Source organism: Caulobacter sp. GW821-FHT10E02 (assembly GCF_059415225.1).
This window is the reverse complement of record NZ_JBWKMV010000005.1, coordinates 203716-216883: the sequence shown is the minus strand read 5'-3', so window position 1 is coordinate 216883 and position 13168 is coordinate 203716. Positions and strand designations below refer to the sequence as shown.

7 protein-coding genes and 1 pseudogene are annotated in these 13168 nt (G+C 68.4%); 4 read left to right on the top strand and 4 right to left on the bottom strand.

The window, feature by feature from the left end; translation table 11 throughout:
- Window positions 1-86 precede the first annotated feature (86 nt).
- Both AC07NI_RS23635 and AC07NI_RS23630 read right to left on the bottom strand, forming a co-directional pair.
- Window positions 87-1328 carry a cell wall hydrolase gene (locus AC07NI_RS23635; RefSeq protein WP_494623708.1) on the bottom strand — a complete coding sequence of 414 codons (1242 nt, stop codon included), beginning with the start codon at window positions 1326-1328 and terminating at the stop codon, window positions 87-89.
- A gap of 16 nt (window positions 1329-1344) precedes the next feature.
- Window positions 1345-1824, bottom strand: coding sequence for a Dps family protein (locus AC07NI_RS23630; RefSeq protein ID WP_494623706.1), 480 nt, complete (start codon window positions 1822-1824; stop codon window positions 1345-1347).
- Window positions 1825-1863: 39 nt separating this feature from the next.
- On the opposite strand from AC07NI_RS23630, the gene AC07NI_RS23625 reads away from it, so the two are divergent.
- Together AC07NI_RS23625 and AC07NI_RS23620 are read left to right on the top strand one after the other, a co-directional pair.
- Complete coding sequence (locus AC07NI_RS23625; protein ID WP_494623704.1) at window positions 1864-4293, top strand: PAS domain-containing protein; 2430 nt, start codon at window positions 1864-1866, stop codon at window positions 4291-4293.
- A gap of 296 nt (window positions 4294-4589) precedes the next feature.
- Entirely contained in the window at window positions 4590-5033 is a 444-nt protein-coding gene (locus tag AC07NI_RS23620; RefSeq protein ID WP_494623702.1) for a hypothetical protein, read from the top strand.
- On the opposite strand, the gene AC07NI_RS23615 is transcribed toward AC07NI_RS23620, so the two are convergent.
- Window positions 5030-6904 (bottom strand): FG-GAP-like repeat-containing protein, encoded by a 1875-nt coding sequence (locus tag AC07NI_RS23615; protein WP_494623700.1) that lies wholly within the window; start codon window positions 6902-6904, stop codon window positions 5030-5032. The two genes, AC07NI_RS23620 and AC07NI_RS23615, sit on opposite strands and share 4 nt — an antisense overlap.
- 228 nt (window positions 6905-7132) lie before the next feature.
- On the opposite strand from AC07NI_RS23615, the gene opgC reads away from it, so the two are divergent.
- On the top strand, window positions 7133-8284 hold the full coding sequence (opgC, locus tag AC07NI_RS23610; RefSeq protein ID WP_494623698.1) for an OpgC domain-containing protein: 1152 nt from the start codon (window positions 7133-7135) through the stop codon (window positions 8282-8284).
- Between the two features lie 103 nt (window positions 8285-8387).
- Window positions 8388-11684: an amidohydrolase family protein gene (locus tag AC07NI_RS23605; RefSeq protein WP_494623697.1), complete on the top strand. Its 3297-nt coding sequence runs from the start codon at window positions 8388-8390 to the stop codon at window positions 11682-11684.
- A gap of 67 nt (window positions 11685-11751) precedes the next feature.
- On the opposite strand, the pseudogene AC07NI_RS23600 reads toward AC07NI_RS23605, so the two are convergent.
- Window positions 11752-13168: pseudogene (locus tag AC07NI_RS23600) on the bottom strand (hypothetical protein); the annotation flags it as partial.

Sequence of the window (13168 nt, the reverse complement as noted above, 5' to 3'; positions counted from 1 at the left end):
AGGGGGCTAGCTCGGCTCAGGCAGCACTTGCCCCCTCAGTCGCTTCGCGACAGCTCCCCCGCATCGCGGGGGAGCATCTGTTCTCTCTAGTTCAGCGGATTCAGCAGGCTCGGCGGCCGGGGCTTGGGCCTTGGCGGCGGGGGCGGCGGCGCTGGAGCAGCCGCCGGCGCGGCGACCACCGCTGGCGGGGGTTCGCTCACCGCCTCAAGCGCCTTGTTGATCTTGGCGATCTCTTCGGCCGTCGGGATCCTGCGCCCGGCCACCGTGCCCTGCATCGTGATCCGCTCGCCCGTCGGCGAGTTGGCGTCGGGCACCGAGACCATCTTGGCGTCCGGCAGGACCAGGTTCGACACCCCCAGCATCTGGGCCATGGCGCCGGTCGGCACCGGCGTTCCCGCCGGCGCGTTCTGAGCCGCCAGCACCTCGGGCGGCGCGGCCTCCAGGGTCCTCGGATCCGCCGCCATCAGGATGTCGGCGCTCACCGTCTCATTGCCCGAATACTTGCCGGTGAAGGCCTTCAGCATCCCGGCCGGACCGGTCCAGCGGTAGAAGATGTGCTGGCCGAACTGCTTCAGCTTCACCAGCGTCGGGGCCCAGTACGGCGAGACGTAGTCGGCGTGGTAGTGGGTCGCCACGCCCACCGGCTTGAACACGAAGCCGGCCAGGGCCCGCCTGGCCACGGCCTGGGCGTTGGCCCACAGCACCGGCGGAGGCGTGCGGGCCAGCGAGCCGTCGCAGGCGAAGCTGAACTGGCAGCCGGTCGAGCGCGCCGCGCCCTCGTAGATCACCCCGCAGATCGACTTCGGATAGCCGGGGTGGCGCATGCGGTTGATCACGGTCTGGGCCACGGCCATCTGGCCCTCGCCCGGCTCGAACCCGGCCTCGTAATAGACCGCCTGGGTCAGGCAGTTCAGCGCCTTGGCGCGGGCGTCGGCCGTGCCGGTCAATACGAACGGCTTGGCGTATTCCAGGTCCTCCGGGACCGCCGGCCGCAGGGCGTTGATCACGCGGGCTTCGTCGAAGTCCGGAACCCGATCGCCCAGACGCGGGATGGCCTTCAGATTGATGACCTCCCAGCCCTCGACGCGGCCCCAGTAGTCCTTCTTCGGACGCGGGTCGTGACGCTTGGCCAGGGCCAGCATGGCCGGGTCGAAGTCCGCGACATAGTGGCGCAACCCACGCTCGCTGAAACTGCCGGTCACCCGCATGAGGCCGGCCTCGCGGCCGCTACCGGAGGGCACGTAATAGGTCGCGCACGCGGAAAGGCCGCCGACGACCAGCAGGGTCGCGGCGGCCTTCCAGCCTGGATGCGCGGTCAGGGTCCCCACCCCGTCCCCGGTCAGCTTACTTGCTACCGAGGGTCGAGCGGATCATCCACGCGTGTTTCTCGTGCGCTTGCAGACGCTGGGTCAGCAGGTCGGCCGTGGCCTCGTCGCCGGCGTCGTCGGCCACCGGGAAGGCGTCGCGCAGGGTGCGGATAACCGTTTCGTTGTCAGCCTTCAGCTCGCTCAGCATGGCCTCCCACTCATTCTCGGGATTGCCGTCCTTGATGCTGGAGAGGTTGCCGAAGGCGGCGTAGCCCTGCGGGGCCAGCTCACCCAGAGCGCGAATGCGTTCGGCGATGTCGTCCAGCGCCGCCCATTCCTCCTGGTACTGACCTTCGAGCAAGACGTGCAGGGATTGGAAGTTCGGGCCGCGAACATTCCAGTGATAACCGTGCGTCTTCAGATAGAGCGCATAGCTGTCGGCCAGCACCTTGTTCAGCGAAGCCGCGATGTCCGCGCGTTGCTTGGCGCTCAATCCGGTGTTCAAGGCGTCGGCCATCGTAATCTCCTCGGTTGCGTGTCCTAGGTAAGCTCGTCCATGCTCTTGGCAAGACTTTTACGGGGAGCGCCTATGGAGAAAAAGGACGCCCCATCCTTGGTCTCCGATCAACGAACCGACGAGCTTGGCCCTATCTACGGGCTGATTAGCGCCTGGCTGATCCCTCCGGTTCCGCCGCCTGCCTGGCGGTGCGCGGTGGCGTCGCTGATCGGCGTGGCCATGGCCGTGCTGATGCGCATCGCGCTGCTGGGTCTGCACGGCGGCGTCGGGGCCACCCAGCCCTTCTTCCCGGCCATCATGCTGGTGACGCTATACGCCGGCTGGCGCTGGGGGCTGGTTCCCCTGATCGCCGGCGCGGGCTTCGGCTGGTGGCTGTGGAGCGAGCAAGGCGCCGTCCCGATGTCCGAGGACGAGCTGGCCACCATGGTCATCTACCTGATGTGCGCGATCATGATCGTCGCCGTCGCCGAGGGCCTGCGCGGGGCCATGCGCGGCCTGGCCCAGGCGCGCGAGGAACGCGCCGAGGCCGAGACCCGCCTGCGCGTCACCCAGACCGCCGCCGGCGTCGGGCCCTGGGACTACGACATGGTCACCCGCGAGCTCTATCTGTCGCCTGGCGCGCGGCGGAACATGGGGGTGCCCGAGGGCATCGTCGTCACCCTGGCCGACATCCCGCGCTACGTGCATCCCGACGACCGCGAGATGACCAACGAGCGCGTGCGCCAGGCCCTGCGCGGCGAGGAGGACTACGAGGTCGAGTACCGCCTGGCCGACACCGGCCAGGGCGAGCGCTGGGTCCACGGCCGCGGCGAGGTGATCCGCGACGAGGACGGCAAGCCGATCCGCATGATCGGCCTGAACTTCGACGTCACCAACCGCCGCCGCGCCGAGGAGAACGTGCGCGAGAGCGAGGCCCGCTTCCGCATGCTGGCCGACAGCGCCCCGGCCCTGATGTGGGTTTCGCGCCCCGGCGGCATCCGCGAGTTCGTCAACAAGGCCTATGTCGACTTCACGGGCCTGGACTACGAGGGCGCGGTGACCATGGACTGGCGCACGCGCCTGTACCCCGAGGATCTGCCCGACATCCTGAAAGCCCAGGTCCAGGGCGAGGCCTCGCGCAAGCCGTTCCATCTGGAGGGCCGCTATCGCCGGGCCGACGGCCAGTGGCGCTGGATGAAGTCGTTCTCGCAACCGCGCTTCGGGCCGGACGGGGCGTTCACCGGCTTCATCGGCATCGCCTTCGACACCACCGACGCCAAGCAGGCCGAGGCCAAGCTGACCGGCGTCAACGAGCTCCTGGAAGAGCGCGTCGAGGCCGCCGTGGCCGAGCGCGACGCCGCCCAGGCCGCCCTCCTGCAGTCGCAGAAGCTGGAGGCCATCGGCCAGCTGACCGGCGGGGTGGCCCACGACTTCAACAACCTGCTGACCGTGATCATCGGCGCCCTGGACGTGGTCGAGCGCCACCCCGACGACGAGCGCCGCCGCGAGCGGATGATCAGCGCCGCCCTGGCCGCCGCCAAGCGCGGCGAGAAGCTGACCCAACACCTCCTGGCCTTCGCCCGCCGCCAGCCGCTGAAGCCCGAGGTCTGCCGCGTCGACCGCCTGATCGCCGAGTGCGAGAGCCTGCTGAAACGCGCCCTGGGCGACGCCTACACCTTCAACCTGCGCCTGGGCGCGGGCGTGCGCGCCGCCCGCATCGACGCCGGCCAGTTCGAGGCGGCCCTGCTGAACCTCGTGGTCAACGCCCGCGACGCCACCCCGCCCGGCGGCGAGGTGACCATCGAGAGCCGCCCCGTCACCATCAGCAAGAAGCAGGGCGAGCTGGAGCCCGGCCGCTATCTGCGCGTGGCCGTGCGCGACACCGGCATGGGCATGGACCCGGCCACCATCGCCCGCGCGGTCGAGCCGTTCTTCACCACCAAGGCCCCCGGCGAGGGTACGGGCCTCGGTCTCTCCCAGGTCTACGGCTTCGCGCGGCAGTCGGGTGGCTCGGTCGACATCGAGAGCAAGCCCGGCCAAGGCGCCAGCGTCGCCCTGCTGCTGCCGATCGACGAGGGCGCGCCGACGGGCGACACCGCCCCGGCCGTCGACCACGTCCAGGCCCAGGTCCCCTCGCGGGTGCTGCTGGTCGAGGACGACCCCCAGGTCGCTGAACTGGTCGGTGTGATGCTGCACGACCTCGGCCACTCGGTGGTCCGGGCCGGCGGGGTGGACGAGGCGTTAGTGCGGCTCGCTCAGGACGACGGCATCCAACTGGTGCTTAGCGACGTGATCATGCCGGGCGGCAAGAGCGGCGTGGATTTGGCCGAGCAGCTGGCGGCGACGCGGCCGGGCCTGCCGGTGGTGCTGTGCTCGGGCTACACCGGCGGGGACCAGGGCCGGGCGCGGGCGGGCGACTGGCCTTTCCTGAGCAAGCCGTTCTCGCTGGAAAGTTTGGCACAGGCCTTGGCGCAGGCGCGACCGCATTAGAGCGTGCCCCCTGCGTCTCGACGTCACGACAGCTTAAGCACACTCATCAAACACAACTTAAGTTGCACGACATCATCAAAATAAATATCAAATCGTCTTGATATTATACCGCCTGGCAATGCGTTAAATATTTGGTCATTTCGGCCGAAGGTTTAATTCATATGACCAAGTTATACCTCACGGCCGGTCTTGGCCTTGCTATTTTCTTGACCGGTTGCGCATCCAACCACAGCTCCGCACGGGCGGACGCCGCATCGACGCTGTCGACGGCGCGTCTTCCGGGCGATGATGGCCGGGTGTCGGCCAACCAGGGCCAAGTCGCCTCGATCCTGGGCGACACCCATACCTCGACCCTTCTGTTCGAACGCGCCGCCGCCGCCGATCCCTCGCCGCTCAACAAGTTCAACCTGGCCGGCGCCTATCAGAACGAGGGGCGCCGTGACGACGCGCTGCGCCTCTACGATCAGGTCGCCAGCGAAGGACAGGACGCGACGGCCACCACCCTGTCTCCCGCCGACGATCGCGGCCAAAGGAACGTCAGGTTCAACCTGGCCAATGCCGCCCGCGACCGCGCGGCCATGCTGCGCCAAGTCAGCTTGGCGCCCACCGCGGCGATCGGCGACGCGATCAACACCAGCACCGGCCCCGAGGCCTCCGCCAAGCTGGATCTGACGCCCGCGCAAGCCGCCGCCCTGGACATCCGGGAAAACCCGCCCCGTTCGTCGGACATCCCGCGCTAACCGCCAAAGACGAACTCGGCCTTGTAGTAGCCGGCGGCGGGATCGACGATGTTGACCGCATAGGGGGCCGAGCCGTCTGCCAGGTCGGTGAGCCAGGCGTCATTCGACCTGGCCATCACCCCGACATGCTCGGTGGCCGCCGCCGCCAGCAGGAACCCGACCATCGCCGCCTTGGTCCCGATGCCGGTCGCACCGTCGCCGCCGTAGTAGGCCAGGTAGTCCACGCGGGTGTCGATCAGGCTGTGGACCTTGGCGTCGGTCGGCGTGGCCCCGAAGATCGCCGCATAGGCTTTCCTGGTGGCGTCGAACAGCGACAGTGACCCATAGCTGGCCAGGAAGCTGTCCTTGGCCTCGCCGTTCTTGCCCAGGTTCACCGCGAAATTAATGTAGCGGTTGATGGTGTCGAACTGGGCGTAATAGGCGCTGTTCAGGCTGGTGGTGTTCGGCCCCGTCGGCGAGATCAGGAAATCGACGCCCAGTTGGCTCGGGATCTTGCCGGTGAAGAACTCGTAGGACAGCGTCGCCACCGACGTGGTGGCGGTCGCGCCCTTGACCACCTCGGCCACCGCCGCGGCCTGGGTCAGGGCGCCCGAGGCGATCCTGTTCGACAGGTCATTGGCCAGGGTGGCGTTCGACGTCCGCAGGACGCTGCCGATGGCGGTGACGACGGCGGCGTTGGATCCCTCGGCCAGATAGACCTTGAAGTGCTCGGCGCCGTCATAGGTCCCGCCGACGCTGAACACGTCCATCCGCCCGTCGCCATTGAAGTCGCCGGCATAAAGCTTGTCGTACTGCGAGACCCCCGGCAGGAAATCGGCGCCGGCCTGGATGAAGTGTCCCGAGCCGTCGTTGAGGAATACCGGCCGGGTTGTGCCGTTGGACACCAGCATATCGACCTTGCCGTCGCCGTTCAGGTCGGCGAACTGCACGCGGGTGTTCCAGCTGTCGGCGCTGCGCGACGGCAGGCGCGCGTCGGTCTCGTCGGTGAAGTGGCCCTTGCCGTCGTTGATGTAGAAGCGGATCGAGCCGACATTGAAGAAGTCGACGACCGTATTGACCACCAGATCGAGATAGCCGTCGCTGTTGATGTCGACGGCCTTGCTGTCGATGACGTTCTCCGACGTCCCGTGGGCCGGGATGTTGATCGTCGTCAGGGTCTTGAGGAAGCTGCCCTTGCCGTCGTTCTCCAGGATCACGGCCGCGCGCTGGCGCGGGTCCCAGGGGCCGAGGAAGAGATCCAGGTCCCCGTCGCCGTCGGCGTCGAACAGGGTGCTGGTGGTGATCCCCGGATCACCGCTGTGCAGGGTGGTCGGCAGGCCCGAACGGCTCAGGGTGAAGCCGCCCGAACCGGTGTTGAGCAGAAGGTAGGGGTACTTGTCGCCGTCGCCCTGGTTGCCGACGAAGAGGTCGATGTCGCCATCGCCGTCGACATCACCCGCCGCCGCCGAATGGCTGAAGTCGGCGATGTTGGGCAGGTTGGTGACGGCGTTGGTCAGGCCCGTGGCGCCCGACGACAGGAAGAGGGCGTTGCGCGCGCCAGGATAGGGCGCGGCGTCCAGGCCGTGGTCGGCGAAGAAGGCGTCGGCGCGGCCGTCCTTGTTGAAGTCCGCGACGACGATCTGGCGACCGTGCACCGTGGCGGGCGGCGTTGCCCCAAAGAGAGCCGTGGTCGCGTCCGCGAACCCGCCCGCCCCATCGCCGGTCAGCACGCGGATCGGAACCGCGCGGTCCTCCAGCGGATAGAGGAAATACGAGAACGTCAGATCCAGCTTGCCGTCGCCGTTGAAGTCGCCGACGGCGATCTCGTGCAGCGACGCGGTCGTGTAGCCTGGCCGCAGGGCCAGCGAGAAGTCCTTGGTCTTAAAGCTCACGGACAAAGCCCCCTTTGTCGATCGTCGTTACGCCAGGGTCAGCGAACTTTGCGTCGCGCGCCTAGTCAATATCTGCGTGCACGGTCTGGGAGCACCTGCGCCGATTCAGCGGGAGCCCCCGCAAACGATTACCCAAGATGGTAATGTCGGAAATACCACACAGCTTTACCGGTAGTTCACCACTCAGGCGCGACAACTTGACGCACAACGTCAAGTGGATGCCGCGCCTTGCTCAAGCGTATCGCAGCCATCGATGTGATCAGGGGCTATTGCCTCGTGAACATCTACGTCAACCACATCATGGTTGGCGTGCTGCACCAATTCTCGCCGTCGAATTTCGGGCTGTCCGACAGCGCCGACCTGTTCGTGTTCCTGTCGGGCGTCTCGACCTTCCTGGCCTATGGCAAGCTGGAGCTGCGCGACAGCGTGGGGGCGCTGTGGAGGCGGTCGGCCAAGCTCTATGGCTGCAACGTGCTGCTGATCGGCGCCACCCTGGCCTTCCTGGCCGGACTGGCGGCGCTGGTGGGTCCGGCGGTGATGCTGAGCGCGCCGCAGCTGCGCATGCTGGCCGACGAGCCCTGGCCGCTGGCGGCCTGGCATGTGCTGACCCTGCAGCAGTCGATCGGCCTGTCGATGGTGCTGCGGCTCTATGTCGGGCTGATGGTGATGGCGCCGGTGTTCCTGTGGCTGGCGGCCCGGCGCTGGTGGCTGGCCCTGCCGCCCGCCGCCCTGGTCTGGATCTGCGCCGGCCAGCTGAAGTGGGTCGATCATGACAGCCTGACCGGCGCGTCGCTGATGCTGAACATCCTGCCCTGGACCGTGACCTTCGTCTGCGGCGTGGCCCTGGCGGCGGCGATGCAGCAAGGCGTGCGGCCGCCGCGCTCGCGCCTGCTGGCCGGCGCGGCCCTGGCGCTGGTGCTGGGCTATGTCGTCGTGCTGCACGCCCTGCCCTACTGGCCCGAGGCGCGGGCCTGGGTCGCAGGCCGCGACGACATGTTCTGGCTGGGCGCCAGCAAGAGCATGATGTCGCCGCTGCGGGTGCTGCACCTGCTGGCGCTGGTCTATCTGTTCGTCGCCTTCGCGGACGCGCCGGTGATCCGCCTGATCCATCGGGCCGATCCCAGCTCGTTCCTGGCCGTGCTGGGCCGCCGTTCGCTGCCGGTGTTCGTCACCGGCGCGGTGCTGGCCGAGGCCGCCAACGAGCTCCTGAACCTGGCCGATCTGCGCTGGGGCCAACAGTCGCCGGCCGCCCTGCTGGTGGAGGCGCTGCTGGTGGCGGGCGGCACGGCCGCGCTGTGGGTGGCGGCCCGGGCGCGCTGGACGCCGTCGGAGCAACCCGCGCCGGCGACCGGGCTCACCGTCGCCCTGTCAGGCAGATAAACGCCCCCGCAAAAACCTTCCAACCTCCACCGTGACTCCGCGCGGGTTCCCCCATAGGGTCCCGTTCCGCGCTCGTAGAATGCGCTTGTAGGGGGTATTGGGAATGGATCGTCGGCTGACGGCGCTGGCCGCCTTGTTGTTGATGTCGGGCTCGGCTCTGGCGCAGACCGCGCCGCCCGCAGCGGATGCGGCTAAACCCGCGAAGTGGGACGTCAACGCCCCGCCCGGCGTGACCACCCGCGAGATCAAGATCGCCGTCGACAACGGCACCTGGATGAACGTCGACGTGTCGCGCGACGGCAAGCTGATCGCCTTCGACCTGCTGGGCGACATCTACACCATGCCGATCGCCGGCGGCACGCCGACGCGGATCGCCGAGGGCCTGGCCTATGACCACCAGCCGCGCTTCTCGCCGGACGGCAAGCGCATCGCCTTCACCTCGGACCGCGGCGGCGGCGACAACATCTGGGTGATGAACCTGGACGGCAGCGACAAGCGCGCGGTGACCAAGGAGGACTTCCGCCTCCTGAACCAGCCCAGCTGGAGCCCGGACGGCCGCTACATCGTGGCCAAGAAGCACTTCACCACCGGCCGCTCGCTGGGCACCGGCGAGGTGTGGATCTACCACGTCTCGGGCGGCGGCGGCGTGCCGCTGGTCAAGCGCGCCAGCGAGGTGCTGCAAAAGGAACTGGGCGAGCCGATCTACGCCGCCGACGGCAAGAGCATCTTCTACGTCCGCAACGTCACCTCGGGCCCGATCTTCGAATACGCCCAGGACTCCAACACCGATCTCTTCGACATCGAGCGCTATGAGCTGGAGACCGGCGAGGTGACCACCGCCGTCTCGGGCGTCGGCGGCTCGGTGCGCCCGACCCCGTCGCCGGACGGCAAGAAGATCGCCTTCGTCCGCCGCGAGCGCGCCAAGTCCAAGCTCTACGTGAAGGACCTGGCCTCGGGCGAGGAACGCAAGGTCTATGACGCGCTGGATCAAGACGTGCAGGAGACCTGGGCGGTGACCGGCGTCTACCCGAACATGGCCTGGACGCCCGATGGTTCGAGCGTGGTGTTCTGGGCCGGCGGCAAGATCCGTCGCGTGAACGTGGCCGATGGCGCCAACAGCGTCATCCCGTTCAAGGTCGACGACACCCGCGTGGTCATCGACGCCACCCACCCGCAGATCGAGGTCGCGCCGGACAAGTTCCAGACCAAGATGCCGCGCTGGGCCAATGTCTCGCCGGACGGCAAGACCGTGGTGTTCGAGACCCTGGGCAAGCTGTGGGTCAAGCCGACGGCCGGCGGGACCGCGCGTCGCCTCGTGACCAACGACGAGGCCGAGTTCGAGCTCTATCCAGCCTGGTCGCGCGACGGCAAGACCATCGTCTTCGTCGGCTGGACCGATGCCGGCCTGGGCCACATCCGCACCGTCTCGGCGGCCGGCGGCGCGGCCAAGGACGTGATGAGCCAGCCGGGCCACTTCGGGTTCCCGCAGTTCTCGCCGGACGGCAAGACGATCGTGTTCGAGCAGCGCCGCAGCGGCGGCCTGACCTCGGCGCGCTGGTCGCAGAACCCGGGCGTCTATCGTGTCGCCGCCTCGGGCGGGACGCCGGTGCGGATCTCGCGTGAGGGTTCCGAGCCGCAGTTCGGCGCCAGCAACGACCGCGTGTTCATGCTGATGTCCGAGAAGGGCAAGCGCCAGCTGGTCAGCACCAATCTCGACGGCGAGGCCAAGCACGTCCACGCCAGCGGCGAGCTGGTCAACGACTACCAGGTCGCGCCCGACGGCCAGAACGTGGCCTTCCGCCAGAACTACGAAGCCTTCGTCATGCCGCTGCTGCCGGGCACGCAGGATGTCTCGGTCGACCAGAAGGGCGGCCCCCTGCCCGTCACCCGGGTCAGCGCCGAGGGCGCGGAGTTCATCAACTGGTCGAACGGCGGCTCGCAGATTCACTGGAGCATGGGCCCGACCCTGTTCACGGCCAATACCGAGGCGCTGTACGCCAACGGCCCGGCCGCGGCTGACGCGCCCAAGGACGCCGGCAAGTTCAAGCCGATCTCGACCGGCCTGTCGCTGTCGATGGAGGTCACCGCCGACAAGCCGACCGGCGTCGTCGCCCTGACCGGCGCGCGCATCGTGACGATGGCCGACAAGAGCGGCGGCGTGATCGAGGACGGCGTCATCGTCATCAACGGTGACCGCATCGTCTCGGTCGGCCCCAAGGCCAGCGCGGTCATCCCCGCCAACGCCAAGCTGATCGACGTGGCCGGCAAGACCATCATCCCCGGTCTGGTCGACGCCCACGCCCACGGGCAGCAGGGCGAGGACGATCTCGTTCCGCAGCAGAACTGGTCGTCGATGGTCAACCTGGCCATGGGCACGACCACGATCCACGATCCGTCGGCCCGCGCCGCCGAGATCTTCGTGGCCGGCGAGATGCAGCGGGCCGGCAAGATCCTGGCCCCGCGCACCTTCTCGACGGGCGAAATCATCTACGGGGCCAAGTCGCCGGAGGTCTATGCCGAGATCAACAATCTCGACGACGCCCTGGCCCACGTCCGCCGGCTGAAGTCTCAGGGCGCCCACAGCGTCAAGAACTACAACCAGCCCCGCCGCGAGCAGCGCCAGATGGTGGTGATCGCCGCCCAGCGCGAGGGCATGGAGGTCGTGCCGGAGGGTGGTTCGCTCTACAGCATGGACATCAGCCTGGTGCAGGACGGCAACTCGACGGTCGAGCACAACCTGCCGGTCGAGCACTTCTACGACGACGTCGTGAGCCTGTGGTCGCAGAGCAAGACCAACTACACCCCGACCCTGGTCGTGGCCTATGGCGGCCTGGCCGGCGATCCCTACTGGCGCCAGCACATGGACGTCTGGAAGCACCCGCTGCTGTCCAAGCACGCCCCGCCGGCCCTGCTGGCCGCGCGCAACGTCCGCCGGACCTCGGCGCCGGAAGAGGACTATGTCGACGGCACCACCGCTCGCGAGGCCAAGAAGCTGGCCGATCGCGGCGTGCAGGTGGCCATCGGCGCCCACGGCCAGCAGGCGGGCCTCGGCCCGCACTGGGAGCTGTGGTCATTCGTGCGCGGCGGCTGGACGCCCGTCGAGGCCCTGGCGGCCGGCACCATCAACGCCGCGCGCTCGCTGGGTTATTCCAAGGACGTCGGCTCGCTGGAAGCCGGCAAGCTGGCCGACCTGCTGGTGCTGGACGCCGATCCCACGGTCGACATCCGCAACAGCGACAAGATCAACCGCGTGATGCTGGGCGGCCGTCTCTACGACCCGACCACGCTGAACGAGGTCAGCACCGGCAAGCGCGTGCGTCAGCCTTACTGGTGGGAGCGTTCGGGCGAAGCCTTCAGCGGCGCCCAGCCGGCCGAGGCCGACAGCGAGGACGTCGGCTAACCGCCGGTCCCACGGACTAGAAGATCAGGCGGGCCGCTCAAGCGGCCCGCCTTTTTCTTGTGTCGCTCTAGCCGAGTTCGGCCACGGACGAGGCCACCGATCCAACCAGCTGGATCTGCGGCGCCACGTAGTCGTGGGCGGCCTGGTAGTAGGGGCCCACGTGCTCGGCCGCGCCGACGCCCAGCAGGAAGCCGATCATGGCCGCCTTGGCGCCGAGATCGTCGCCGCCCAGCGCCTTGAAGTAGGACAGCTGGCTGAGGACATAGGCCTTGCTGGCGACGGGATCGAAGCCGCGGGCGCTCTGGTCGCCGATCACCGTGTCATAGGCCTTGGAGACGGCCTGCTCGAAGGTCAGCGCGCCATAGGTCGTCTGGAAGTCGGACTTGCCGTCCCCGATCGAGCCCAGGTTCACCGCGAAGTTGATGAAGCGGTTGAGGGTGCTGAAGCCCGCGTAATAGGCGTCGGTGAGGTCGGTGGCGTTGTTCGGGGAATCGACCAGATAGGTGAAGCCCACCGCCGTCGGCGGCGTCCCGGTGAAGAAGTTGTAGGTCTCGTGCACCACGATTTGGGTCGGCGCGGACAGGTCGATCAGCAGCTCCGTGGCTTGAGCCGTGGTGATGGTCCCGGCGTTCAGCTGGGCGCTGATGACCTTGGCCTGTTCCACCGCCGCGAACACCGGGTTCACGACGCTCGTACCATTGGGCAGGACCACGTTGGGCGTGGTCACCTTCGGCGAGGTGGTGTCGACGCCGACCGCGTCGCCCGCGGCGGCGATGACCACCGGAAGCGGCGGCGGCGTGGGCGGCGTCACGACGGGCGGCGTGGGCTCGGGCTGGACCGCGCCCGTGGCGGCCGAGGCCACGCTCTCGGCGTGGCTGAAGCCGTCGGTGTAGCTGACGGTGACGGTGATCGCCTTGCCCAGCTGTCCCGAGGTCAGGGTGAAGTCGGCGGCGGTGGCCCCGCCGATCGTGGTCCCGTCGGCCTTCCAGACGTAGGAGAACGCCCCCAGACCGTCGAGGTCGACGAGGCCCGCCGTCGAGGCCGTCAGGGTGGCGCCGACCTCGGCCGAACCCGAGATGACGAGCGCGCCGGTGGGCGCGTCATTGATGTTGGCGACCGAGCCAGTGGCCGTGGACGCCATGGTTTCGGCGTGGCTGAAGCCGTCGGTGTAGCTGGCGACGACGGTGATGGCGTGACCGACCTGGGCCTGGCCCAGGGTCAGGGTCGAGGCGGTGGCCCCGGCGATGTTCGCGCCGTCCGACTTCCACTGGTAGCTGATGGTCCCCAGGCCGTCGGCGTCGGTCAGGGTGTTGCTGGCCGTCAGGGTCTGGCCCTGCGTCGCCGTGCCGGTGACCGTCACCGAACCGCCGGGGGCGTCGTTGATGTTGGCGACCGAGCCAGTGGCCGTGGACGCCATGGTCTCGGCGTGGCTGAAGCCGTCGGTGTAGCTGGCGACGACGGTGATGGCGTGGCCGACCTGGGCC